Annotated in this window: 22 protein-coding genes and 2 pseudogenes; 9 read left to right on the top strand and 15 right to left on the bottom strand. The window is 63.0% G+C overall.

From position 1 onward, the window contains the following. Positions 1–10: 10 nt before the first annotated feature. The gene (locus H1R19_RS12955; protein WP_219849239.1) at positions 11–616 is read left to right on the top strand and encodes an AMIN-like domain-containing (lipo)protein; all 606 of its coding nucleotides are present in this window, start codon (positions 11–13) and stop codon (positions 614–616) included. A gap of 123 nt (positions 617–739) precedes the next feature. Beyond that, positions 740–1,372, top strand: coding sequence for an LGFP repeat-containing protein (locus H1R19_RS12950; RefSeq protein ID WP_219849238.1), 633 nt, complete (start codon positions 740–742; stop codon positions 1,370–1,372). Between the two features lie 48 nt (positions 1,373–1,420). Here the strand turns inward: H1R19_RS12950 and H1R19_RS12945 are convergent, their stop codons facing one another. From H1R19_RS12945 to H1R19_RS12925, 5 genes are all read right to left on the bottom strand, one after another. Then, entirely contained in the window at positions 1,421–2,116 is a 696-nt protein-coding gene (locus tag H1R19_RS12945; RefSeq protein WP_244970693.1) for an alpha/beta hydrolase, read from the bottom strand. Positions 2,117–2,138: 22 nt separating this feature from the next. Next, complete coding sequence (gene atzD / locus H1R19_RS12940) at positions 2,139–3,221, bottom strand: cyanuric acid amidohydrolase (RefSeq protein WP_219849237.1); 1,083 nt, start codon at positions 3,219–3,221, stop codon at positions 2,139–2,141. Further along, on the bottom strand, positions 3,218–4,570 hold the full coding sequence (locus H1R19_RS12935) for a nucleobase:cation symporter-2 family protein (protein ID WP_219849236.1): 1,353 nt from the start codon (positions 4,568–4,570) through the stop codon (positions 3,218–3,220). The genes atzD and H1R19_RS12935 overlap by 4 nt, the downstream gene beginning before the upstream one ends. A 96-nt stretch (positions 4,571–4,666) precedes the next feature. Continuing rightward, entirely contained in the window at positions 4,667–5,386 is a 720-nt protein-coding gene (locus H1R19_RS12930) for a GntR family transcriptional regulator (protein ID WP_244970692.1), read from the bottom strand. Between the two features lie 100 nt (positions 5,387–5,486). Further along, complete coding sequence (locus H1R19_RS12925; RefSeq protein WP_219849235.1) at positions 5,487–6,323, bottom strand: alpha/beta hydrolase; 837 nt, start codon at positions 6,321–6,323, stop codon at positions 5,487–5,489. Positions 6,324–6,469: 146 nt separating this feature from the next. On the opposite strand from H1R19_RS12925, the gene H1R19_RS12920 reads away from it, so the two are divergent. Further along, entirely contained in the window at positions 6,470–6,925 is a 456-nt protein-coding gene (locus H1R19_RS12920; protein ID WP_219849234.1) for a nitroreductase/quinone reductase family protein, read from the top strand. A 103-nt stretch (positions 6,926–7,028) separates the two neighbouring features. On the opposite strand, the gene H1R19_RS12915 is transcribed toward H1R19_RS12920, so the two are convergent. Further along, positions 7,029–7,832: an SDR family NAD(P)-dependent oxidoreductase gene (locus H1R19_RS12915; protein ID WP_219851646.1), complete on the bottom strand. Its 804-nt coding sequence runs from the start codon at positions 7,830–7,832 to the stop codon at positions 7,029–7,031. Between the two features lie 352 nt (positions 7,833–8,184). On the opposite strand from H1R19_RS12915, the gene H1R19_RS12910 reads away from it, so the two are divergent. Next, complete coding sequence (locus H1R19_RS12910) at positions 8,185–9,075, top strand: DUF5996 family protein (protein WP_219849233.1); 891 nt, start codon at positions 8,185–8,187, stop codon at positions 9,073–9,075. A gap of 80 nt (positions 9,076–9,155) precedes the next feature. Here H1R19_RS12910 and H1R19_RS12905 read toward each other — a convergent pair whose 3' ends face one another. After that, positions 9,156–10,478 carry a replication-associated recombination protein A gene (locus H1R19_RS12905; protein ID WP_244970691.1) on the bottom strand — a complete coding sequence of 441 codons (1,323 nt, stop codon included), beginning with the start codon at positions 10,476–10,478 and terminating at the stop codon, positions 9,156–9,158. A 343-nt stretch (positions 10,479–10,821) separates the two neighbouring features. On the opposite strand from H1R19_RS12905, the gene H1R19_RS12900 reads away from it, so the two are divergent. Beyond that, positions 10,822–11,658, top strand: a complete 837-nt coding sequence (locus tag H1R19_RS12900; protein ID WP_219849231.1) for a DUF4436 family protein — start codon at positions 10,822–10,824, stop codon at positions 11,656–11,658. 224 nt (positions 11,659–11,882) lie between these two features. After that, complete coding sequence (locus H1R19_RS12895) at positions 11,883–12,302, top strand: cupin domain-containing protein (protein ID WP_219849230.1); 420 nt, start codon at positions 11,883–11,885, stop codon at positions 12,300–12,302. On the opposite strand, the gene H1R19_RS12890 is transcribed toward H1R19_RS12895, so the two are convergent. The 3 genes and pseudogenes from H1R19_RS12890 to H1R19_RS12880 form a co-directional block, all read right to left on the bottom strand. Beyond that, a complete protein-coding gene (locus H1R19_RS12890) occupies positions 12,242–13,399 on the bottom strand; it encodes a hypothetical protein (RefSeq protein ID WP_219849229.1) in 1,158 nt (385 codons plus the stop codon). The two genes, H1R19_RS12895 and H1R19_RS12890, sit on opposite strands and share 61 nt — an antisense overlap. Before the next feature lie 113 nt (positions 13,400–13,512). Next, positions 13,513–14,844, bottom strand: a complete 1,332-nt coding sequence (locus H1R19_RS12885) for an oxygenase MpaB family protein (RefSeq protein ID WP_219849228.1) — start codon at positions 14,842–14,844, stop codon at positions 13,513–13,515. Between the two features lie 167 nt (positions 14,845–15,011). After that, positions 15,012–15,399 (bottom strand): annotated as a pseudogene (locus H1R19_RS12880) (DUF1304 domain-containing protein). Positions 15,400–15,715: 316 nt separating this feature from the next. Between H1R19_RS12880 and H1R19_RS12875 the strand changes: the two are divergent. Then, on the top strand, positions 15,716–16,093 hold the full coding sequence (locus tag H1R19_RS12875; protein WP_219849227.1) for a PH domain-containing protein: 378 nt from the start codon (positions 15,716–15,718) through the stop codon (positions 16,091–16,093). Positions 16,094–16,773: 680 nt separating this feature from the next. On the opposite strand, the gene H1R19_RS12870 is transcribed toward H1R19_RS12875, so the two are convergent. After that, positions 16,774–18,909 (bottom strand): restriction endonuclease, encoded by a 2,136-nt coding sequence (locus tag H1R19_RS12870; protein WP_219849226.1) that lies wholly within the window; start codon positions 18,907–18,909, stop codon positions 16,774–16,776. A 328-nt stretch (positions 18,910–19,237) separates the two neighbouring features. Here H1R19_RS12870 and istA point away from each other — a divergent pair. After that, positions 19,238–20,065 (top strand): annotated as a pseudogene (gene istA, locus H1R19_RS12865) (IS21 family transposase); the annotation flags it as partial. A gap of 157 nt (positions 20,066–20,222) precedes the next feature. Here the strand turns inward: istA and H1R19_RS12860 are convergent. The 3 genes from H1R19_RS12860 to H1R19_RS12850 form a co-directional block, all read right to left on the bottom strand. Further along, entirely contained in the window at positions 20,223–21,902 is a 1,680-nt protein-coding gene (locus H1R19_RS12860; RefSeq protein ID WP_219849225.1) for a DUF2326 domain-containing protein, read from the bottom strand. Between the two features lie 76 nt (positions 21,903–21,978). Beyond that, positions 21,979–22,203, bottom strand: a complete 225-nt coding sequence (locus tag H1R19_RS12855) for an ABC-three component system middle component 6 (RefSeq protein WP_219849224.1) — start codon at positions 22,201–22,203, stop codon at positions 21,979–21,981. After that, the gene (locus H1R19_RS12850; protein WP_219849223.1) at positions 22,200–22,991 is read right to left on the bottom strand and encodes a hypothetical protein; all 792 of its coding nucleotides are present in this window, start codon (positions 22,989–22,991) and stop codon (positions 22,200–22,202) included. Before H1R19_RS12850 ends, H1R19_RS12855 begins: the two co-directional genes overlap by 4 nt. A 1,057-nt stretch (positions 22,992–24,048) precedes the next feature. On the opposite strand from H1R19_RS12850, the gene H1R19_RS12845 reads away from it, so the two are divergent. Continuing rightward, on the top strand, positions 24,049–24,231 hold the full coding sequence (locus H1R19_RS12845; RefSeq protein WP_219849222.1) for a hypothetical protein: 183 nt from the start codon (positions 24,049–24,051) through the stop codon (positions 24,229–24,231). Between the two features lie 163 nt (positions 24,232–24,394). Here the strand turns inward: H1R19_RS12845 and H1R19_RS12840 are convergent, their stop codons facing one another. Beyond that, entirely contained in the window at positions 24,395–25,474 is a 1,080-nt protein-coding gene (locus tag H1R19_RS12840) for a hypothetical protein (protein WP_219849221.1), read from the bottom strand. Positions 25,475–25,531 lie beyond the last annotated feature (57 nt).

Raw genomic sequence — 25,531 nt, 5'->3', positions numbered from 1 at the left:
GGTGGGACTCATGGGTCGTGCGCGGAATGTGGTCGGGATGGCGGTCGCTGCCGTCGTTGTCGCGGGTTGTTCGACGACGGACAGTGAAGGTGTCTCCGTCACAACCGTTTCGGAGACGGTGACGTCAACGGCGGCGCCGTCCGAGGCGAGCGCGACGAGTCCCGGCGTTACCGACGGGGTCGGCGATGCCGGTCCCAAGACCGCGCAAGCAGGGCAAGGCGCCCGGCTCACTGTCACCGATATCCGCACCGGCGTGCATCCCGGATTCGACCGAGTTGTCTATGAACTCGACGGCACCGGGTCGCCCGGCTGGCGGGTGTCCTACGTCGACGACGCGGTCCAGATGGGCAGTGGATTCCCGGTGGAGGTTGCAGGCAACGCGATCCTGGAAGTCGAGATCGGGGGCTCGGCCTACCCGTTCGACACGGGCGTCGAACCGTATGACGGACCCGATCCGGTTCGTGCGCAGCCCGGCGGCTCGGTCGTGGAGGTTCGCGACGCACTCGTATTCGAAGGGGTCACACAGTCATTCATCGGGGTTGCCGAACCCGGCACGCCCTTCCGCGTCTCCTCGCTGACCACTCCGACCCGACTGGTGATCGACGTGCAGCGCTGACGACGTATCCGGCGCGGGGACCGGTCGGCGGGCTCTCGTCTCGAAAGACGTCGACGAGCACCGTCGAAGACTCGTGAGCTGCCCTAACGACATGGCCGGTGTGGAATCCGTATGATCTCGCGCATGCCTGGTCTCTTGTCGCCGCTTCGGCGCAACTCCCGTGACATCCGCTCTGCCTCCGGCCGCACCGGCTCGCGGGTCGCTTCGGTGGCTCTCGTAGCTCTCGCGGCAGCGATGTCACTCGTCGTACTCGCGCCGAGCGCCCACGCCGATCGGGTGATCAACGGACACCTGGTGGGCGGAAAGATAGAAGAGGCGTACTCCCAGACCGGCGGCTTCTTCAAATGGGGTGTGCCGACCGGGCCTGAACGAGCCTCGGCCAAACGTGGCCGCTACCAGACGTTCTCGCGCGATGCGTCGTTCTACTGGCATCCTGCCGTCGATGGTGGCACCGCACATCAGGTCGGCGGTGCGATCCGGGCCCGGTGGCAGAAGGCCGGAGCCGAGCGCGGTGCGTTGGGGTTCCCGGTCACCAACGAGTACAAGTCCGGCAGTGGTCGTAGCAACGATTTCCAGGGCGGCGTGGTCACCTGGTCCAAGACCGGTGGCGCCCAGGTCGTGTGGGGCCAGATTCTTCGGCTGTGGCAAGAGCGTGGCGGCGCGAAGGGGTACTTCGGGGTCCCGCTCGGTGGCGAGTACCGGATCGGCGGTCGGTACGCCCAGGACTTCCTCAACGGCACGATCCTCTGGCCCTGACACATCGAACCGCAGCGGCGCCCTTGGCGGGTTCCCAACGCTCGCCGCTCATTCGAATGTGTCGGGAGTGGGGGCGTGAGACCAACGGGCGCCGCCGAGCATCGCATCAGCGGTCGTGAGGCGCGACGTCGCGATCACCTCGCGAAAAGCGTTGTCGAGGTGTGCGGCATGTGATGTGCCGGGCAGGACCTGCGTGTCAGAGCCGCACAGGCGGCCGAGCGCGCCGATCGAGTCATACCGCGCGCGAGGCGAGTTCTGCCCCACGGTCAGCGTGATCGACGACGGATCGACTGTCGGTGGTCTCGGCTCGAACGCGCGGAACATGGCGAGTTCTCGTCCCACGGTGGCCTCGTCGGCCGACGTCATCGCAGTCGTCCAGCGTGATCCGTACAGGGCACGCCCGAATCCTCGCACCCCATCTCGCGTGAAGCCTTCGACGACGTGGTCCAGCAGCCCGGGTGCGAGCGAGCCGGCCGCGGGTTCGTGTAGAAACGCCGCTGACATCCTCACGCCACGCGCGGCGAGTTCCAACCCGAGAGTCGCGCCGCCGCTCACGCCGAAGACCACCGCACCCTCACACAGCGGTGCGAGGAACTCGACTTCGCTGTCCAGGCAGCCGGATTGCGGACGCAGTGGGACGGTCACGTCGAATCCGGCCGCGGTGAGTACGTCTGCAGTGGCCGACCACACGACCGGGTCGGTCGCGACACCGCACACCAGCACGGCCCGATGGAGTCGCGTCACGGTGCACCGACCATGGCGACGCTCATGGCAGAGTCCCTTCGCGTGTCGGGTCGGCGTCATCGGCGGACGGCGGGTCCACCTCATAGACGACGGTGACGCTGCCACCACCCGGTCGGCCTTGGTGTTCGGCGCCCCCGGACACGTAGACCATGGCGTCTCCCTTGACCGCGGCGGCCAGTGCGCCGACGGCTGCGCGTGCGTGCCGGGTCGCATTGATGTCGGAATCGGTGAGCATCGTGTGTCGTAGTCCTCGGATGGTGCCGCTGGGATCTGCCTCGGCCTTGATGAAGAGCTGCCGGATACGTCCGCCGGCACGGGCCACGGTGGCGGCCGCGTCCAGGAGGGAGTCGAGGTCGTACGCATCGGTCATCTCGGTGTGCAACGCGCGCAACGGGTTCGACGCATGTGTGCTCTCACCCAGGACGAGGACGTGGCAGGAGTCGAGTTCGGCGCCGGCGCTGGCCGACGCCCGATTCGACCACGCCGCCCGTCGTCCGTCGAGAGCGCTGTGGGCGGTCTCGACGTCCATCTCGCCGAGCGACAAGGCGATCCCCAGTGAACTCGCCGCACGCGACCGGGCCATCGACTCGTAGGTGTCGTCGCTGGCCGGTTCCATGCCCTGCGAGCGCAGTTCGGCGATGTCGGTCGACGTCAGCAACGGACACTTGACCAGAACAAGATGTACGTCCGCGGGTGTGATGCCGAGGTCGTCGACGAGATCTGCGACGGTGTCGCGCACGGCCTCCATCTGACCGAGGCGGCCCACATCCGACGGTGGGATGGCCGGTGTGGTCCCGACGGCCGCGACCACCCCGCGATCATGCCGCGCGTCTCCGGATGCGTCGGCCACCAGAAGGTTGACGTGAGGAGCGAGTACTCCCTCGGTCCCACCGGAGAACACGGTGATCGCATCCTCGTCGAGGTGTGGCTCCCAGGTGGCCGCGGCGAGCGTCCGGCTGAAATCGTTGACGCAACCGTTGCCTTCGGTCTTGCCGACCACGGCCAACACGTCGGCGGGGGAGAAGCCTTCGTCGAGCAGGGTATTCAGTGAGTTGGTGTCATCTGGTCCGCTGGTGGGTGCGGTGAACAGTCGAATGCCGGTCACGCCACTGTCTCCTTGCCGGCGATGGGGTCTGCGGTGGGCGGGTCGGTGCGTCCTCTTCGGCGTGGGAGATGGTGGAAGAAGATGTTGAGGACGAACGCCGTGATGACCGCGCTGCTGATCGCATTGCCGAAGATGATCTGCACTTCGGCGGGGAAGTTGGTGTACACGTCTTTCGAGACCACCGGGATCATCCCGGCGCCGAGGGCGAGGGACACGATGAGCAGGTTGTCGTTGTTGCGGTAGTCGACCTGGGACAAGGTGCTGATACCGGTGCCGGCGACGGTCGCGAACATCACCAGGCTCACCGATCCGATCACTGCGCCGGGCAGACTGGCGATGGTCTCACCGAGTTTGGGGATGACGGCGAGGATGATGAGTAGTGCGCCGGCGACCACGACGACTGAGCGGCTGGCGACACGGGTGATCCGGACGAGGCTCACGTTCTGCGCGAAGATGGTGTCCGGGAACGAGGTCCACACGCCGGCCAGTACCGACGAGACTCCGTCGGCGGCCAGCCCGCGGGCGATGCGGGGTGGATCGGCGTCGATGCCGGTGGTCTCCGAGATCGCCATCATGTAGGCGGTGGATTCGATGAAGATCACGATCATCACGATGCTCATCGAGATGATGCCCGCGATGGGGAACGTGGGCGCGCCGAAGAAGAAGGGTTCGGGGATGCCGAACCATGCCGCGTCGCCGACACCGGCGAAGTCGGTCAGCGACATCGCCGCAGCGGCAGCGGTTCCCAGCACCAACGCGATGAGAACGGCCGCCTGCCGCAGAAATCCCGTTCCGTATCGCATCAATGCGACGACCACGAAGACGATGCCGAGGGCCAGCGAGAGGCGGGCACCATCGGCCGGTTCGTCGTCGAAGATCATCGAGACGGCCTTGCCGATGAGGGACAGTCCGATCATGGTGACTGCGGCGCCGCGAACGGCGGGTGGGAAGTAACGCAACAGTTTTGAGAAGGGGACCGCCATCAGGATCGCGAAGATGCCGGCGCCGATCATCGATCCGTAGACCGCCCTGAGGCCGTACTCCTGGCCGATCAGGATCATCGGCGTGACCGCGGTGAATGACGCGCCTGCCACCACCGGCATCCGCGCGCCGAGGAACTTGCCGACGCCCGCCGCTTGGATGATGGTGACGATGCCGGCGATGAGGAGGTCGGCGTTGACGAGCATGCCGATCGTCTGTTTGTCGAGGCCGAGTGCTGCGCCGAACACCAGCGGGACGGTCACGCAGCCGGTGTACATGACGATGACGTGTTGGGCGCCGAAGATGCCGGTGCGCCACCAGCCCTTGACGCCCGATGGCGACAAGCGGGAGTCTGCGGTTGTTTGCATACTGAATTCGTATACGTTCTGCGTGTCTCTGGGGTTAGCTCGCGTTACGTACTCGTAAAACTGGATGGTTTCGTATACGAAACTGAGGGTCACCGCTCATAGCAACGTTCGCACCAGGTCTTCATCCTTGCGGACGTGTTCGTCCATCAGGTACCCGGCCTGGACGGGAGAGCCGTCGAGGATGGCCTTGGCGATCGCGGTGTGGTCGCGCCAGCAACCGTCTGCTCGACTCTCGACCTCGCGCTCGAATACCCAGGCGATGCGGCGCAGGGTGTTCTCCAGCATCCGTGCCAGCTCTCGGTTGCCGGAGGCCTCGGCGACGATGGTGTGGAACCGCATCACCAGGGGCGGCACGGCGTCATGGCGGTGGGATTGCTCTGCCGCCGTTCCTGACTCGGTGATCATGCGGAGTTCGTCGGTGTACGCGCCGCCACGACGCTCCGCCGCGAGCTGCGCGCCGAACACCTCGAGGCCCCGACGCACCTGCATCACCTCCAGCGCATCGGTGCGGGACGCGCCGGAGACGGTCGCCCCCTTGAATCTCTCGAGGTTGATGAATCCTTCACTCTGCAACTGTGACAACGCTTCTCGGACAGGGACACGCGACACTCCGAACCGCTCGGCCAGCATCGGCTCGGGAAGTCGATCACCGGGAGTGAGGCGGCCATCGAGTACGTCGTCACGGATCGCCGCGGCGATTGCGTCTCGGGTCGCCGGCCGGCTGGACGGGCCGTCAGTCTCCGTTCCGCTGACTGTCCCCAGACCGGTATCAGGGTCGGGAACAGCTGCTTCGGTGACGCGTGGTTCGGGGCTCACCGCCACAGAATAGGCTGACGCCGGTCATTTCACCCGAGCGACGAGTCCGGTGGACGCTGCGTGCACGCACCTCTGCTGTTCTCGACGCGGTCCGCCGGGGTCAGCGTTGGGCGGCGGTGGCTGCGCGCAGAATGATGCTTGTCGCGGCATCAGGCCGCGAGACATGCGATACGTGTGAGGCGTTGACCTCGGCGGTGCGACCCGGTGCTGCTCGGCGAGCGAGAGAGCGTTGCAGCGCAGGCGGAACGACCCGGTCCTGCTGGGAGACGAGGTACCAGCTCGGGACCTTGGCCCACGAGGGCGCCCCGGACGGCTCGAGATTGGCGACGAGAGCAACAGACTTCTGGTGGGCAAACATGTTCGCGGCGACGCCCGGCGAGACGTCCTGGGCGAAGACTTCGCGGAAGTACGGGCGCGCGATGTAACCGTCGACGTTGCTGCCGCCGATGCCCGTGGGGTCGTCCTCGACGAGCTTGATCTGCAATGCGGGCGGCAGCAATCGGCTACCGGGGTAGGCGATCGGGTTCAACATACCCTGCACGAACTCGCCCGCGACGGGTGCGAAAGCCGCAACGAAGACGTTGGCCTTGACGTCGGGATCGTGGGTGTTGCTGATGACGAAGCCGCCGTAGGAGTGGCCGACCAGGACGATTGGCCCGGGAATGGTTGCGAGCTTCTTCTTGAGTTGCCCGGCGTCGTAGCGGGGCGAACGCAGGGGGTTGTCGAAGGTCTGAACCGCGTACCCCCTGCCGCGGAGATTGGAAGCAACGTCGCGCCAGCCGGACGAATCGGCGAATGCGCCGTGAACGAGAACGATGGTCGGCTTCGGCGCAGCGGACGCCGGGGCGACGGACAGGCCGAGTGTCATTGCCACCAGCGCCATCAGGAGAGCGACACGGACCGTCATCGTACGCACGGAGTGGGATGAGATGGGCATCAGACGCCTTCCTCGAGATCGGTTGCGATCACTGTAAGTAATCGGTGGCTCGGCTGTCTGGTTTTGACTGCTGCGGCTCGCGGGAGGTGTACCCGGCACCGAAATAACAGTACGGTGTACGGAGTACGGCTTCGGAAGGACAGATCATGCCCACGTCACCGCCCCCGGTCACGCCGCCGCGCTGGTTGAAACCGATGAACACGTTGTTCCTGTTCCTGCAACGCTTCGGCGCGATGAAGGAGCTACCGGTGCTCATCGTGGCCGGACGACGAAGTCAGAAGTTGCGGAGGACGCCGCTGACCGTCGTCGAACTGGAGGGCGAGCGCTACGTCCTGGAAGGGTTTCCCGGCGCGGATTGGGTGCGCAATGTGCGCGCGGCCGACGGACTGGCACGGTTGTCCATCGGGGGCAGGGCGACCGATGTGCGCCTTACCGAGCTGTCGGCCGAGCAGGCGATTCCGGTGCTGCGCGCCTGGCCGGAACTCTCGGGCAGTGATGGTCCGAAGATGATGAAGGACGCTGGAGTGGTTGCCGATGTCACGCCGGACGCCTTCGCCGCGGTGGCCGGTCGATGCGGCGTGTTCAGGATCGATCCTCGCTGACTCGCGGTCGGCACCTGCCCATCGCGGCCATGCAAAGTGCCGCCGGTCGGTCTCGGTGAGGTCCACCTGGATCACCCGCCCGGTCGACGGCGTCGTCGACCGGTCAGGTTATCGATGCGATCGTCTTGTCGGCCGCAGTCGGTGCGAGGTAGTCGATGATGGGGAGCACGGTGCGGAGGGCTGCCGGCGCCACCGACGTGGGGCGGTGGGTGATCGCGCGGACGATCCACCGGCCCGCCTCGTCGACGCTGAGGGCCGGCGCGGTGTCATATTGCGCAGTGGGCGCGATCATCTCGGTTCGCACCAGAGGGAAGTACACGTTCGTGGCGCGCACCTGCGGGTGAGGATTCTCGGCGTTGAGGCTTCGCCCGAATATGGCCAGAGCGCTCTTCGATGCGGCGTAGGCAGAGAATCGGGGGAAGGTGTTCGCCATGATGCCCCAGGTGCACACATTGACAATGTGCCCGGATCCGCGGTCGACCATGTTCGGCAGCAGTCCGAGTGACAGTTGCACCGGGGCGAGATAGTTGAGCCGGATCGTGCGCTGGTAGTCGTGCAGACGGTCGGCGGAGTCGAGGATGGTTCGGCGGATCGAATGACCCGCGTTGTTGACCAGCACATCGACCGGCAGGTCCTGGAGCTTGTGGACCAGCTCGGCAGTGGAGTTCTCGTCGGAGAGGTCGCACAGCTCATAGTCACAGCCGGTCTCTGCGGCCAGTTCCTGAAGTTCGTCCTGGCGTCGTGCTACGGCTATCACGTGTGCGCTGCGGGATGCGAGTTGCCGCACGGACTCTCGTCCGATCCCGGCCGATGCTCCGGTGACCACCACGGTGAGTCCGGCAGTGCTTCGGCCCTCGCCGGCGATGGCGTCCGAGATTGCCTGGGGGAGCAGAGTGCGGCGTTGCATCGCCAGGCCGACGCTCTTGCCGACCAGTGCCTGCAGCTCGGTGCTGATCCTGCTCACCGTGTCCCCCCGTTGTCATCGTCTGCGTCATCGTCTGCTGGGTGCCCTGTCGCGGCCAGAGCTCGGTGACCAGAGCTCAGCCTGCTCAGGGTACCCAGCAGGGGCATTGGCAACGCTGGCAGCAATTCTCGAGTGCCGCGACCAACGGATCTTCGACGGCTTCGGCATCCCGTTTCCGGGCGGTGACAGAGCTGTCCATGTCGCCGCGGACATCGTTGCCCGTTCGGCAAACGCCAGGCGATCCGAATTACTCGTCGTGACTACATCGAGTGCATGCCTCGGGGATCATGGGCTCATGGACACCCACTACGACGCGTGGCCGGCACTGCCTGTGGACTCGTGGATCGACACCAGGGACACGCTTACGCTGTGGACTCAGATCGTCGGCAAGACTCGCCTCGCTCTCGGTCCGGAGGTCAACCACTGGTGGGGAGTGACGTTGTACGTGGACGCTCGAGGGCTCACGACGTCGCTGATGGTCGCGGGAGGTCGCGGCCTCGAGATACGGTTCGACTTCGTGGGGCATGAGTTGCTGTTCCTCGTCACCGATGGCAGCACACGCCGGATGACGCTCGAACCGAAGACCGTTGCCGATTTCTACGCCGAGTACACCGGCCACCTCGGTGATCTCGGATTCGACGTCGACATCGTCGGCACCCCCGTCGAACTGCCCGATGCAACCCCGTTCGCGGAGGACACCACGCACGCGTCCTACGACGCGGACGCCGTGACCCGATTCTGGTGGTCGCTGGTCAGTGCGCATGGAGTCTTCTCGAAGTTCCGCGGTGAGTTTCGAGGAAAGTCTTCGCCCGTCCATTTCTTCTGGGGCGCATTCGATCTGGCCGTCACCCGGTTCTCGGGACGGCCGGCACCTCAGCACCCTGGTGGCATTCCGAACTGTCCCGACTGGGTCATGCACGAGGCCTACAGCGACGAGGTGTCGAGCGCCGGCTACTGGCCGGGTGGTGCCGCGGAAGGTGTCTTCTACGCGTACGCATACCCGCAACCCGAGGGATACGACACGCATCCGGGCGTCGAGGCCCCTGCTCACTGGGACGCCGCGCTGGGGGAGTACGTGCTGCCGTATCACCTCGTGCGACAGGCAACCGAGCCGGAGGCCATGGTCCTGAAGTTCCTCGAACAGACCCATCGTGCGGCAACGGAGACCGCGGGCTGGGACCAGTAGGCGCCGTGCCGTTCGGACCAGGGCGCACCTGCCGGTCCGCAACGGTGGCGGTATCGGTGATCAGCGGGTCCCTGGTTTGATCATTCCGGGGTGTCGGTGTCGCGAGGTGTATCTCGCAGCTGCTGCCAGTGGTGGAGTCGTTCAGAGATGGTCCGCTCGTAACCGTTTCGGGTCGGCTCGTAGAAGCGGGTGCGTTCGACGCCGTCGGGAAAGTAGTCCTGACCGGAGAAACCGTCGGTGGTGTCGGGATCGTATCGATAGCCGTCGCCGTAGCCGAGTTGCTTCATGAGGTTGGTGGGGGCGTTGAGGATGTGGGCGGGTGGCATGAGGGACCCGGTGGTTTTCGCTTCCCGCATCGCCCGGTTCAGTCCCCGGTACACGGCAATCGATTTGGGTGCGGTCGCGAGATAGACCACCGCTTGGGCGATCGCAAGCTCTCCCTCCGGGGACCCGAGACGCTCGTATACGTCCCAGGCGGCGAGGGCTTGGTGGATGGCTTGCGGATCGGCGATCCCGATGTCCTCGTTCGCGAACCGTACCGAGCGCCGCGCGATGTAGAGGGGGTCCTCGCCACCGTCGAGCATCCGGGCGAGCCAGTACAGGGCCGCGTCCGGGTCGGAGCCGCGCATCGCCTTGTGAAGGGCGGAGATGAGGTTGTAATGCGACTCTTGGGCCTTGTCGTACATCGGCGCCCGCTTCTGCACCAGCTCTGCCAGACCGACGGTGTCCAGCGGCGCGGCGTCGTCGGGCAGGGTGAGGATCTGCTCGACGAGGTTGAGCAGGTACCGGCCGTCGCCGTCGGCCAAGGCGACCAACGCGTCGGTCGCGGTCTCGTCTATCGGCAAGACGCGACCGGTGAGTTGCTCGGCGCGGATGATCAGGGTTCGCAGGGCGGCGTCGTCGAGTCGGCGCAGCACGAACACCTGGCAGCGGGACAGGAGCGCTCCGTTGAGCTCGAAGCTGGGATTCTCCGTGGTCGCTCCGACGAGAACAATGGTGCCGTCTTCGACGTAGGGCAAGAAGCTGTCCTGCTGCGCACGGTTGAAGCGGTGGATCTCGTCGACGAACAGCAATGTGCCCTGGCCGATCTCGCGGCGTTTCGCCGCCGTTGCGAAGATCTTCCGCAGGTCGGCAACGCCGGAGAACGTGGCTGACAGCGGCTCGAACTCGAGCCCGGTCCGGTTGGCGAGAAGCCTGGCGATCGTGGTCTTCCCGCACCCCGGCGGCCCCCACAAGATCAGGGACACCAGTCGGCCCTGACCCACCATCCGGCCCACCGGGGCGTCGGATGCGAGCAGGTGATCTTGCCCGACGACCTCCTCGAGTGTCTGGGGGCGGAGGCGATCGGCCAGCGGGCGAGAGTCGTCATCGATCTCGAACAACGACGGCGGTTCCGACGGCACTGTCACGCCTCGCCGCTCGACTGGTCTTCGACGCCCGTACGCTCGGTGGCACGCTGTCGCGGTGTCTTCCCGTCCATGAGTTCCTTCTTCGAGAGCATGTGTGTACCAACGTACGCACATGCTCCGTCACGAGACGACGAACGCCTTGCGCAAGATGTTCGCCGGAGTGTCCCGGGGGTGGGTGACCTATCACTTCGCGAGGACGCCGGAGTTCACGCAGTCCGGATTCCCGGATGACACGTCAGTCTCTGTGTCGCTCACACAGGGTTGCAGCCGATACACTCACCGCCAGCCGGCGCCCGCTCACGGCCGCCGAACGGTGAATGATCTTGGAGGCTAACGTATGTCGGAGACGGTGAAACCCTCGGCGTGGGTCAAGGGTTCGGCGATCGTTGTCGCCCTCTTGATCGCCTATGTTGCCGTGCTGGTGGCCTACGCCGAAGGTGGTTCCGGTGACGATGCGGATGCACGTGAACCTGCCGCGAACGGGGTTCTCGTGTATCTCGACATCGACGCCGTCGACGGTGCTGCCTCCGAGGTCGGCGGCACTGTCTCGATCGATGCCGGTGGCGACCTGCTCGACGGTCGGGGAAACCTCAAGGATGATGTGACGATTGATGTCTCACCGCTGGTCTCGGCCACTGCACTGAAGTTCGATTCCGGTACGCGCCCGAGCGCCGTGCCGGTGGTGTTGTACAGCGGTGGCGACATCCGGCTCTGGCCGTTCGACAGCTATGTCTCGGAGTCGGTGACGGTGCAGGCGTACGGTCCGAACGACGCGGAGTTGCCGACAGAGGTTGCGTTCACCGATTCGCTCATCGGCTGGGACATCAAAGCCGGGAACAGCGCCACCGCCGACGGGCAGGCGTTCACGATCACCTCGTCGAGGACGGCCGGATCCCTGACCTTTGATCTCGCGCTGTGCGTGATGCTGATCATCCTGCCGATCTGCACACTCTTCGTCTCGATCCAAACTGTTCGTCACCGCAAGGCGTTTCAGCCTCCCATGGTCACCTGGTTCGCGGTCATGCTGTTCGCCGTGCTACCCCTGCGCAACATCTTTCCCGGTACGCCCCCGTTCGGGTCGTGGGTCGACTACTCGGTGGTGCTGTGGGTTCTCGGCGGCCTCGTCGCGTCGCTCGCGCTGTACGTCATCGCCTGGTGGAAACAGGCTCCCTGACGCACCGGCATGGTGCAGAGATGGGGCATGCGCCGGATGGGTCAACGGTGCGGTCCACGCTGACAGCGGCATCCCACGCTGCGATGTGACGGTTCTGCAACTATCGGGCCGTTCTTCGGAGGTCTCGGGACCGTCGGTCGACGATTTGAGTGGTAGTTCGAATCGTTCAGCAGATTGGGGTCATCATGCGAAGCCGGTGTTTCGCACGCGTCGCGGTCTGCGCTGTGGCCGGTGTGCTGGCCGGATCGGTGCTCGCGGCGCCGGCGCAGGCCACACCGCCACAAGGCGGATTAGTTCGTCAGGAAGTCGCCCGCTTCGATATCCCGTGGGGGATCACCCCTGGCTACGACGGTCCGAGCACGGTGATCGTGCAGCAACTCGTCATCCCGCCTGGCGCGAGTACCGGCTGGCACACCCATCCCGGCCCGGAGTACTCCATCGCCACCGGCGGCAACTTGGTGTTGCGGACCTCACGGAATTGCCGGGGCATCCCGTTCGCACCGGGTGGATTCATGACCCTTCCGTCAACCCTCGTCCACGAGGTGGTGAACATGTCCCCGGCGTTCGCGTGGGCGAGCGTCACCTACACCGTTCGTCCCGGGGCTCCAGACCTCGTGGATGCGGCGAATCCGTGCGCCAGGTGACCTGACGGTCTGGGCGCGGCTACTCTGACACCGGCCAGATCCCGTCGGTGGCCTTGGTGGCGGTGATCGTTGAACGGGCCACTACTGGTGGACCAGGTCTGGACGAGGTAATCCTCGGTGGGCTCATCGACGATCGAGTCCCAGTTCGATGCGCGGCCTCGGACGGCGATCCGGAAGGTGCGGGTGCCCGACGAGGATGGCCCGAAAACGCCGAACGCACTGACGATTTCGCCGTCCAGAGTGATCACCCACATGTCCGCTCGGCAGGGCACAGTCACTTCGTCGACATTTTCCCATGCGCTCAGATCAATGGGTGGCACGTCCGTGTCGAGGAGAGGGTCGTCGTCGAACCGCTCGATCACGACGGCGACCGGTCCTGAAGCGATGCCGGTGTGCACCGCGATGAGGTTGTCGCCTGCGTCGAAGACCGACCCTTGCGCGTAGGTCGCAGTCGGATCAATTTCTTGTCCGGATATCAAGAACGAGTGGTGGCTGACGTCAACTGTGTTCGAAGGCCTGAGCGTGGGGGAGGCCGTCGCAGTTGTGGCCGTGGCGGGCTCGGACGTAGCAGTGCGCACGTGGTGGCGCGGGGTTATCGAGCTGAGTGAACGGGGGTCGAAGCGGTCACCGGTGGCGATCACACGCAGTCCGCCGCGCTCGGCTGTCGGCCATAGCTGCAGTCGCACTGAGACATCCGATCTGTCCACGTCTCGACCCCGAGATGCTACACGGAGCCGATACGATCCGGGATCAAGCGCTGGGACGCGGATCTCGGTGGCCGACAACTCCTCCAGCGATTGGATGGTGGCGGCCGGATGTGGAAGCAGAGTCAGTGGTGCCGAAATGGTGAGAGTGCCCTCTTCGACGGTTTCCCAGTCGGGAAGATCGCTCTCGTCAGGTGGGCCATCGCGAGTATCGATGGTGATGTCGGTGATTCCGTAGGTGGCACCGGTGAAGATCGCCGCGCAGTCATCGCCGAAGAAGACCAGGTTTCCGTGATCCGTTGAGGCCATGTCGATGTGCACCTGGATGCCGGGTCCGGGGCCTTGCAGATAGACAATCGGATAGGCCAGGTCTGCTTGTGTCTCCAGGTGCACCCGTCAAACATACGCACGCTCGACACGCGAGTTCTGGTTCTGGCACGACAGTCTCGACGCGGACGCTCATCACCGCGGCCGGGCATTCCGACGCCGAGATCAACCGTGGTTCGTCAGCGCGCGTACTCGCGGTGATCGGTTGTGTACTCGGGGACTCCGTAGTCGTCGAGGCGTCGTTTGGTCGCCTTGGTGACGTACTGCTCCGCGAGCCCGTGAAGCACCGGCAGTTTGCCGGCGATGCGGACCGTGGCGAATCGGCTGGTCAGGAAGGGGGCGGTCGCCGCAGCACGGGCAAAGTCGGCGATCGATACTGTGACGCCCATGTCGGCCGCGTTCTTGAGGTTGCCTTCGCAGAAGGCGGCGGTGAAGGCCAGCTTGCTGTAGCTCTTCTCGACGGCGTCGGCGGCGCGGTCGAAGAGGCTCTCCGACGGGCGCAGGTAGGCGTCCATCGTGGAGCTGACGAGCTTGCGGCAGTCGTCGTCGTAGCCGTGGCGGAGCGTTGCGGCCCGCGCATTGAACAGGTCGACGATCTCCTGCGCGGACCCGGGCAGCAGTTCTTCGGGCAGCCCGAGTAGGTAGCCGCGGTAACGGTGGAACTCGACCATCGCGCGCTCATCGTAGGGGAGCTCGCGGCCTGCCTTAACTGCCCTGTCCGCCTTCTGGTACGGACCGATCATGCCGGCGGGGAACTGATCGATCTGGGGGACCGGCAGCCCGTAGATCGTCGTGTCCCACACCCGCTTCTTGCTGTTGTTGCTCCGGCCGGTTCGCTGCATAGCGTTGACCCGGACCATCGAGTGCATGAGTCGAACCATGACGGTGGCTTCGAAGCCCGGGCTGAAACGTTCGAGACCGCCGGGCATCGCCGTGACCGCGAAGTAGGCCGTGGTCTCGTTGACGCGGTGTGCGGCACGGGTGCCCGACAGTGCGCCGGTGATCGTCATCGGCAGTGCCGCATAACTGTTGGTGAAGGTCGCGAGGAACGCGCCTCGGGTCATGAAGGGGGACACGAGCGCGGCATACAGGCGAGAGTATGCAGCGCCATCGTCGATGAGATCGAAGTCGATCCAGTCGGGCTTCTCCTGCATCAGCGTGATGAGCTCGCCGATCTCAGGTGGGGCGTCGGGGACGTTCCCTACGCCCTCGCGGCACACACGGCGAACCAGGTTCACGAGTTCGGAGACCGGATACTGCGTGGCCAGTGCTGCCACCCGGTCAGCGGGCACGTCGGCCAGGAATGTCGAGGTGCGGACCAGCTCCATGAGGCGCGGGTCGTTCAAGTACTTGTCACGATCGCCCAACCGGCTCGGTAGGGCCGACTTCACGTCCGGGTCGGTGGTGAAACGTTCCGGCGTCGCGGTGAAATCGAAGTCGCCGTACAGCTCGGGTAACTCCTCGGCCTGTCGTGCGACCCGCTCTGCCAGTTCCGGGTAGTAGTGCGCCATCCCGACCCCTCACACGTTGCTACGTTTCACTTGCAGCCATTGGAACAGTTTCAGCGGGTCCCCATGGGCGAATTGGGACGATGCGTCGGATGTGTCTCACATGGTGAGCCGGGGGCTTGGCTGAGAGCGGCGGCGATTATGCGTAACGGTCGAGGAATTCGCCGGGTTCAGAGGATCAAGCCGACGGCGAGTGCGATCACTGCGAGTGCAGGAACGACGCCCTGCTTGAGCGCGGCTGCGATCTTGTCGGGGCTCGAGAGCGTCAGCACCAGTGCCGCAGCCGCCATCGACGCCGTGGTGGTGAAGACCGGCGTCGATGGTGGCGTCGGAACCGATGGCGTACACCACGATTCCGACGAACACCGTGATCGCCAGGAACAGGTTGTAGAACCCCTGGTTGAAAGCGAGCTCCTTCTGAACTGTCGCTTCCTCCACCGTCCCGGTGCCGAAAGTCGCGCGTGCGCGTTCGCTCGTCCAGGCGATCGATTCCAGATAGAAGATGAAGACGTGCAAGAGCCCCGCGACAGCGGTGAGCACCAGACCTGTGATGACTATAGTCCGTGCTCCTCGCCCTCGATCGGATCGTCGGCAGTAGGGGTTCCCGCCAGTGTGCCACTCGGACGTCGTCCCGAAGCCCGCTGCGTCAGGCGTGAGCGATACCGCCAACAGCCGAACTCGGTACAAACTCCGCGTTTCTGTGGTGGCGGCGACGACCACTGACTGGGTGTTGTCATGCCCTGTGTTTGGCGACTCGTCGACAGCGATGGACGGGTCGTCGCGACCCCCGGAGCATGCTCGAGTCGGAGCTAACCACGAGGGACAAGTGTGGTCCATCCGAATGACGCCGCGGCCAGTTTGCTAGAAACGGTCAATGGGAATCATGAACGGAATGATGGGTAACGCCGGTCGTATCGACCCGCGGCAAGGACAAGCGGAGTACGCGAAGCTGTTGGGGCAGGGCGAGACTGTCGACGCTGGCTACCGCCTCGTCCGCGACGTGTTTCTCTTCACGAATCGAAGGCTTCTCCTCATCGACAAGCAGGGCATCACTGGAAAGAAGACCGAATATCACTCGATCCCTTACCGCTCAGTGACGCACTTCTCTGTCGAGACAGCTGGCACGTTCGACCTGGACGCTGAACTGAAGATCTGGCTATCAGGTACCACCCACCCGATCGCTCGGCAGTTCAACCGACAAGTCGACATCTACGAACTTCAAGCAATCCTGGCCCACTACATCGTTGGTTGAGACCCGCTCACTGAACGAACATTTGCGTTGGGGTCGCTGGACGGGCTTCGCATCCGTCGGCCGCTACGGGCATCCTGCACGGCCACGTACTTGGTGCCAGATTCTATTGCTGCAAGCAGCGGTCTACCGGTAGCTGGCCAATATTCGAATACGAACTATTCTACCGACCTGCTACTCCTGAAGGGCGGTCCCAATCGCCCCTCTGGTCGGAGCTCACCAGTGATCCGGCGGCTATCGAAACGACATCATAGTCTGTCTCGAACTGACGCCCGACAGGTTGTGAACCTGCGGTCGTGGATAATTGCTTACGGCCTGGGCGGTGGCGGTGCTGCTGCGTATCCTCTGCGTACCCGGGTGGGCGTTTAGCAGGTGCTGTGAGCTGTAAGGGTCGTGCACGCGGGGTGGATGATTAGGTGGGTTCCCACGCGTACCCGATTATTCCTGAGAGTTTCGTGAATGGTGAACAACAGAGTTCCAAACTAGTCGGTCATGCATTTTCGTCGGCATTCTGTGTCAGCTGACATTGAATTCGGAAGTACTGGCGGGAATTGGGATTGTGTAGCGGGGACGTTACGCGCTACAATCGGCGGAAATGCATGACGAATGGTTCGGAGAATTCGTAAACGGCTGCTTTCGGTACGAAGTTGACAGCACAAGCGGGAGCCGCGAGATCCGCTCGACTACTCGGTCGACTCGATAGCTTCGTCCACACCCTCGAGCGCCTGAGCCAGTGCGCTCAGCTTCGCTTGGACGTGTGTCGGGCCATCGTGCAACCGGTACGAAGGAGGGCGTCCACGGTCACCCTGCACCGTACGTACAGAATCGACCAGAGGGTGCTGTAGAAGTTCGAGAACAGACTCGATATCACGGGGCTTGGGTCGAGGTCCCGTGCCTCCTTCTCGGGCGATCAGATATATCTGATCACTTGTGAGAGCACCATGTGTGACTTCGTCCGTATCCCTTGCTTCGCCAGCGAGAATCGTCACCACTTGCGCGAGAAGTGTCGTTCGCCGTTCTGTGGCGGACCAACACGCTTCGAGTTCACGGCGGTTCTCCTGCGTTCCGCTAATCAGGCCAACGAAGTGGAAAGCCGAGATTGGGGTACGTGCGTGGCGCATGACTACAGCTGCTAGCTCGCTAGTCGTGACCAAAGCGACCTTATTCTGCCCTGCTCGCGGGCGTATACGGCCACCGTCGAAACTGGGGCCTACCAGCACAACGTAGTCGGCACGATGCTGTTCTTGGTGCTCTCGCAAGGTATCAAAGGAGACCGCGCCCTCATTGACGGTCCCGCTACGGGCGGATTTCGCATCAACAATAACCCTGATGGGCTTAAGATCGCTGTTGTCTACCGTTGCCAGGACGTCGGTCTTTCCGCCGCCGCCAATGTGTTGGGCCTTGAAGCCTAAGAACTGCAAGGCTGCAGCGACAGCCTGTTCAAGGCGAATCGGGTTGTCGGAGTCGGTACTTGCGCTTACGAGGTCCTGTCCGATCAGCCGAGCCGTACGCACTGCAGAAGGAGGCGCTTCTCCCTGACTTGAGGTGACCGATTCGGACTCGATCTGGTCTCGTGCAGCCTGGAGCGTGTAGCGGGCTGCCACTTCCTCCCCGAGTGCAGTCGGCTGGTACCGCCAATTGGCCCGCTCCTCAATTAGTCCAGCGGCCTTCAAGATCTGTAGCCGCGTCCGTATTCCCCCGGTGTCAACACGTTTCATGCCGAAGTAGTCAACAGCAGCGCGTGCAAGACCCGGAGCTCGATCATGCTCTTGGAGCATTGGGACAATTTCGAGAACGAATAGATAACGCGAGTGCATCAGAAGGGCCAGGTCTAGTGCCGCTCCAGATTCCAGCCAGGCACGCCCAGGCAACGTCGGCTCATAGACATTCAAGCTCGTCTGCTCGATGAGTCCAGATCTTGTCAGCGTCGTGAGCACCGCGCCGAACGAGGATTCGCTGACCCCGAAATGCTCTTCAGCAAACGCAAGCAGGTTAGCCTTCGTTGTACTTGGCGATGCTGCATTGACGAGCGCCTCGAGCGCCTGCACGACGTCGGCTTCCCCGTTGCCGCGGGGGATGTAGCCCAGTATCGGATTGCGTCCTTCCAATCGGGCTTGAGTCATGTCCCCGAGCAAAGCGGCGATCGGCTGCGGAGGATCATTCACTTTGACTGGCTCGGGCGTGCGTGCCCGGGTCTGGTGTGGTCCGTCGAGAAGAAGTGTGGCAAGTAACTCTCGCCCACGCTGGGTGATCGTGACATGGGTCGAAGTGCAGTACTCAACTGCCCCAAGGCAGGACAACCACGTTATGCGACGACGGGTTTGGTCAGGAGTTGTCCACGCGAGGTCGTACTGCTTGCCCGCTGCCTCCACGAGGTCGCGCACCGTTCGTCGTTCGGGTTCGAGGACGGCCAATAGTTCACCTAAGTACCGAACGTGACGGTGAAATATCGCCAACAGTTGTGCGTCGTCTTGAGAGTCGAGCCAAGCGGCCGCCTCATCGGTTACGGCGGCGTGATCGCGGTCAACGGACTGCACAAAACCCGCAGATGACAGCGGCTTCAGTGCGTCACGTAGCGATCGCTCCAGCCCGTTGCCGTCTAGAACGGTCGCGGTAAGAACACCATCAGACGAAATCGTCGTTTGCAGTAGTTCGCGAAGGACCTCGATCTGCTTAGTTCCGCCACCCGGCAAGTAGGGCATTGCTGATAGACGCGAGGCCCACGGGAGTGGCCTGATCCTTCGATCCGGCATGGCCGGCGTGACGACTTCGTTGACACCATCTATCGCATCTTCAAGCGCGCTTGGAAAATCATCCACATGACAATCGTGTCAGAATTGGAGTCCCCGCTGAGTGTAATCGGGGCAGGCAGTGAATTTGGGAGGAGGCCGAGCTCGTCTACAGCTTCCAGCACACCGAGCTCGAAGACGGACTCGAGGAACCTGACTCTGCTAGGACTCGAACAGGTGGCGGCACCGTGGGTGTCCATGGCCATGAGAAAGTCCCCACTGGTGGCCAGGTCGAGGTCCCCGCTGGTGGCCAGATAAAAAGTCCCCACCCTGTGTTCGTCGTGTCGACCCGGAACTGAAGGCCCAGGCGATGACGGTGAAGGTGCCAACCGATCACCATCACCGCCCGGGAGTTCCATTGAAGTCGGCGAAGGACCGTATGGACATCATTTCTGCTTACCGAGAACTCGGAAGCTATCGCGCCGCAGCCGAGGTGTGCGGCACCACCCACAAGACCGTCAAGCGCGTGGTCGACCGGTTCGAAGCCGACGATCAACCACCCGAGCGCAAGGAACGGGCCCGCAACTACGATGCGGTGGCCCAGCTGGTCGCTGAGCGAGTCGAGCGATCACACGGCCGGATCACCGCCAAACGTCTGGTACCGGTAGCGCGAGCGGCAGGATATGAGGGCTCGGCCCGGAACTTCCGTCGACTGGTCGCCACCGCGAAAACACAGTGGCGCCGTGACCATCACCGTGGCCGCCGCCCGGCAGCGTGGGCTCCGGGTGACTACCTGGTCATCGATTGGGCCGTGATCGGCGGGCTGCACATGTTCTGCGCGGTGCTGGCGTTCTCACGCTGGCGTTTCGTTCGGTTCGCCACCAACGAAACAGCCACCACCACACTCGGATTCATCGCTGAAGCCTTCGATGAGATCGGTGGAGTGCCCAACAAGGTACTCGCTGATCGGATGGGCTGCCTCAAAGGTGGGGTCGTCGCCAACGTCGTCGTACCCACCCCCACGTATGTGCGGTTTGCCACCCACTACGGGTTCTCCCCGGACTTCTGCCACGGCGCCGATCCGGAGTCGAAAGGGATCGTGGAAAACCTCTGCGGGTACGCGCAGTCGGATCTAGCACAGCCGTTGTGGACCGAAGCCAAGATCGCCGCCGGTTGCGACGACGTCATTCTGGACGTGCATATGGCGAACCGTGCTGCGCGGGACTGGTGTGCCGAGGTCAACAGCCAGTGACACGCAAGTCGGGAGCCAGTTCAATTTCCTCGATTCTCCGACGCCAGAGACATCACAATTGAGTGCGAAGTGGTATGCGAAGTGAGTCCGTTGCTGATGGTTCCCAGGTTGAGATGGATCTCCTCGGCTAGTTGGATGCCTCAGTCTGAAGTCAGTTCTCGCTTGACTCGATCGTGTTGTGAAGCCTCTGACCGAGCACGCTTCCCGAGGGGTCGCCGTCGTGGAGTCGGAGCACGATTGCATCGTCAAAGACTGACCGGTCGGAGAACTCGCTCCACGGGACATGATCACTGTTGATGGTCAAGAGGTGCTGGTAGCGGTGGTCGGTGGCGGACCCGGCAGCAATTTCGATCGCCTTGGCTGTCTGACGTTCGTCCACGTCCGCGAAGATCGAGCTGTCGTGGAGAAGGAAACCAGGCCCCCGACCGAAGCTCTGGAGGTCTTCTGTAAGGGCGATGTCGTAAGCGAAGATCGCCATCAAATGGACGCCGCCTGATCCAGTCTTGGGAAGGACGACCTTGAATTGGACACCCGACTTCCCCTGAGAGACCTGAAGATCTGCGGGTTCGCCGTATAAGGCTTCCATGATCTCACCGAAACGTGCGACAATTCCGGCCCGAAGATCGAAGCGTTCCTGAAGATCGAGTTTGGTACGTGAGACTAGGTCGAGTTCATCAGACTTGAGCTTGGACTTCCTATCGCTCAGTTCGCGGAGGACTCGAATCTGTTCTTCGACTTGCGCGACCTCAACCTGTGACTCCGCGAGCCCGCGCTGTAGAGCGGCCAAGTCATCGAGCGCTCCGCCCGTCCGTAACAGCTTCAAGTCTCGTTCCTGTTGAGCCGCAAGCTCGACCTGCTGCGTTTCGCGCTGGGTGACTCGTCCGCTGATTCGCCTAGTCTCCTCCGAAAGGTATGCCACACGATTCGCTGTGACCTGCCGGTGAAACTCCGCGGCGTCATCGAGGCTTCGCACGATGGCGTCACCGAGCACGATTCCAGCCTCGCTGAACAGGTGTTCCACGCTGACGTTGCGCGTTGTGAACTCATCCTGAGCTTGTGATTCGTACATCGCGAGCTGCTGGCGGTCGGCGAAGTTCTCGTTCCCGAGCGTCTTGATCTGGGCGGTTGCTCGCTGAACTCGTTCCTCAATTTCTCGGTATTCCGGAAGGACTGAAAAGCTGCTGACGTCTCGTGTCAGTCGATCCGTTCTGCGTTGGACTCTTACTAGTTGCGGCTCAAGTGCGGCGATACGCGATTCGATGGTGTTTTCAGGGTCGTCAGCGAGGGCTATGCGGGCTTTACGGCCTTTCAGGTCTGCCCACTCCTTCGCAAATCGCCAGTCGAGATTTAGAAGATATGCATTTTCGGCCTGGACTGCCTCGGCGCGCTGGTTAGCCAGAGTGCGGAACGGGTCAATCAGTGAGTCGGAACGGTAACGGGCTAAATGCCGGATGAGACTCCGGAACGTCGGGGGTTCGGCCGGCATGCCTTCGCGCGTGAAACACTCCTTGCCGAGCCAGGTAGTCCACTGCCGCGAACCAATGTCTGCTCTTCCCGCCTCAGTTACGTCTCCCTGCTCAATAACTCCTGCCGCCACAACATCGCCGGTGATATGAATTTCGCTGGCGCTGTCAGGACCGCGCGAGACTTCGAGTGTGATGCCCAACCGAGTTGTGAGAGAGAGGGTGAAGTACCACTCGTTTCCCTTCATCTGTTCGAGGCGATCACTCATGTTCGCGCCAAGGCAGAAGTCGATCAAAGCGATGACCGTCGTCTTTCCCAAGCCGTTTCGTGAGTCGGTTTTGGTCGCATCCTTTGCACGGTCGGCCACGACTATGTTCAGGCCATCGCGAAAGTCAATGGAGCGGAAGCTGGAAAAGTTGGCGGTTAGGGAGTTTAGTCTCATTTCACACTCGCCACTGAAGTACGCCGGTATCGATGGAGACTACGCCGAGCATAAACAGCAAGGTCAGCGCTTCGACGAATGAGTCGAAGGATTCGTCCGTTCTGATTGTCCGGTACGAGTGCCAGAGTTCGCTGACTGTTGGGTTGCTCTCGCGTAGCGGCAGGATCGCGCCAGCTCGGCCAAGGACACTATCTGACGCTGGGATGTACTTGGTCGGCAGGATCATGTCGACACCTCAACTGGCGCATCGAATACATCACAGACCTCGAAGAGGTGGCAGAGGACAGCTGCAGCAGCCGCACGAATGACGAAGTATCGACTGTTGTCTGTCTGGGGGGAGGCGGCACTGTTCGCGCCAAAGTCGATGAGTGCGAGGAATAAAGAGTCACCCTCCACTCCTTCGCAGCTTAGCCGGTCATACTCGCTGACGAATCCTGCCCGCAGCCGCTCAGGAAACCGAGGGGAGAGCTGAGCCTGACGCCTGATGTATTCCGCAGCCTGCGGAGCCTGGGCAAGACCCACGTTCATGGTAGGGCGGATTGCGCCAGTCAGTGCGTTGGCATCCATCTTCGCCTGCGGTTCCACCGCGATCATCGGAGTCGAGGGAAGGTCAAGATCGCCGTCAGCGAATGCATTACAGACAATCTGCAGCTCTGCAAACGAGACAGATGTCGCTCCGGCTGACAACTTGTCGGCGGTTGCCTTCTCCGCAGCGCGCTTCCAGTCCCTGAGAGTCTCGACTGGATACTCCGAATCGATCTTGTCCACCAGCGTGTGGTGATGGGCGCAGAGGACCACCAGGTTCGGATAGCGGTCCCGGTCGGATGGTGCAAGCGTCGGGTTTGGGCGAGGTCCGTCATCTGATGAGCCCTCGATGTGTGCGATCTCGCCGAGCACGACCGGGCCGTCGTTGGTGAACTCCACGATGGCGACGGCACAGTCCGGGAAGGCGCAGTAATGTCCGGACGTCAGGAACAACTGCTTCAGAGTCAGGCTCGTGTAGTTCCTGGCCATTGCTCCTGCTCGTCGTGCGTCGTGTGGGGGATTCACCTTGTTCTGCAAACGAAGAGTTGCCTTGGCGGCCTCCACTTGATGAATCTCTTGCGTTCGAATGCTACTGGGTCGGAATGGCCTAGTGGGCCGGCACTGCCGTGTCGGTTGCAGGTTATATCGCTCCAGACTAGGCGGGATTTGCGAACACGGATCACCACCGGCGGATATCCACGGTACCGTAGCTCGGCGTGCCGATAGACCAGCTCGAGTTTCGGCATCGTGCCTTGTCTTGGCCCACTGGAACCCTCCGATCGGTATCCGTGATCAGTTCGGAGAGTACGACCGGGGTACGACAGAGAACCGGCAGTCAACCCCTAAGAATCCGGCCGGCGTGATCGAGCGAAGTCGATTATGTCGGCATCGGAGTCTAGGCCAGTGACGTCAGGGAACTTCTCAGCGAAGCTGACCGCCAGTAGCCCGTCACCCGTGCCAACGTCGAGAGCGGTGCGCACGCAGGGCGGCGCGGCGTCGAGCATCGTGTCGTAGTAATGGGTGATGTGTTCCACCGGGGTCGTACGTTGCGCACCAGACCACTTGTCATGGCTGTGCCGGCGCGCGACTGCGGCTGCTAGTGCTCAGCTGAACTGCCATTGCCGAGCACCAACGACTCCCACACTCACTCCCAAGTTTGCTGTCAAACTCCCAACTACCTTGTCATCCGACAGGTTGGAAGGGTGGGTGCGTTGATGCATCTGATGCAATGTGCGGTGCAGTACTGACTAGGTGCCGGGTTCTGGGGTGTTGAGTTCCGGCGCGAGCTGCGTCCAGGTTGCCTAAACCCGTTCAGTTCACCTACGCCATTCTTGGAAAAAGGTCCTGCTGCGCGCGCCGTGGTTACCGCGGTCGCTATAGAGTCTGGGCATGAAGCAGCCCACGCAGCGCAATGTGTTTACTGCTGCCGGGACTGCGGTGCTATCGGCACCGGTGGCCGCGGGTACGACGGCCCTGATCTGGCAATTCCCGCTGGTTTTGGCGGGTACGGGGGCGGGCCTGGGCCGTTCCTGGGGCGGTCCTCAGCATGGCGTTGTTCATGACGATGTTCTCGGTTTTCGCCGGCGTTGCCGCAATCGGCGCGGTGGGGGCTGGAGCCGGGTATCTCGTGCGTGAGCGCTCTGCCGTGGTGGCAGTGCTCGTCGGCATCGCTGTGGGGGTTTTGGCAGCGCTCATCGTCGCTACTGCAGACGTCTATCTCAATAGTTGACTCTCGCCGGATACGCGTTGGCCCGTTGGCCCGGACCTCGCGTTCGCTACAAGTTTGCTCCGCGATGAGGGAGTTTGTTGCGAGGGTCGTAGGGGTAGGGTGCGCGGGTCAGTTCGGGGAGTGGTCGAGTTTCGCGGAGTCCACGGCGGGCGCGGTCTACTGATCAGATACCGGGTTCCGTGGTGTCGGGGTCTTGGTGGAGTTCGGGGTAGGCGCTCCAGTTGGTACCGCTGACGAATGCGTGTCGCTCGGTTGTCTGAGCTCTGTATCCGAATTGGGTTGCCGCGATCGCTGGGGGAATGCTGCGGACCAGTTCGCGCATCGCGCTGTTGCGTGCGCCTTGGAGGTCGATGCCGTTGGCGCGGAGCTTGCCCATCAGGGACTGCGGATTGATGTGATGACCTGCAGTGACTCCGGGGAAGAGCCACTGGGATGTCCGGTTGGCGGCGGTGTTCATGTTGGGCCGCTGTGCGATGAGCGCGGTCACTGGGTCGGCGAGCGGAGGCGGGAGTTCTACCTCGGCGTCGGCGAAGCGGATCCACAGGCTGCCGCTGTCGTCGGTTCTCAGTGCGTCCAGTTCGATGGCGGCGATGCGCGAGACTGGTTGCGCGCAGATCAGCAGCAGGACGGTGGCGGCTTTGATCCACTCTGGGGTCTCTCGCCGTTCCAGAATCGTCGTCAATTGCGCGTAGCGCTCATCGTCGCTGGTCATAGGGTGGGTTCGAGCCCGCCGGTAGGGGGCCGTGAGGTGGGCGGCCATGTGTTGATGCGTGATGCACCATCTGACGAACATTCTGGCGGTGTTGCGGGTGGTCGGCCCGGTAGCGAGCCAGGTGTCTATATCGGACTGTGTCGTTTCCGCCAGCGGCGTGTTACGGGTGTAAAGCCAGTTGACGAAGTCGATCGCCACGGTGATTTCCTGCTTGGCGTTGGCGATCGGCCCGTTCTCCAGGGGTTGGCGCTGCGCGCGGGCGCGGAGGTTGCGCAGGTGATGCCACGTGGCGAATCCGGTGATGACCTGCTGCGATTGGTGAATTGGTGTGGAGGCGACCTTCTTCTCGAGCCAGCTGGTGAAGCGGTCGAGGTTGCGGTCATAGGGCGCAAGCATCCCGCAGCTGATGAACAGGTCCCGTAGATGGCGTGCGATGCGTTCGGCGGGGTAGTGGGCGAAGGTGTCGTGACTGATGGTTAAGCGGTGTTGCGCGAACCCGTCCAGGAGCTGGCGAACGTCGGAACTCGGCACCGTCTACCTGACATAATGTATCTTATCGGCGTAGAACTAGGACGAGTTCAAACAGAT

The sequence above is a fragment of the Gordonia jinghuaiqii genome, assembly GCF_014041935.1.
Lineage (GTDB): Bacteria > Actinomycetota > Actinomycetes > Mycobacteriales > Mycobacteriaceae > Gordonia > Gordonia jinghuaiqii.
This window is presented reverse-complemented; position numbering and strand designations above follow the sequence as displayed.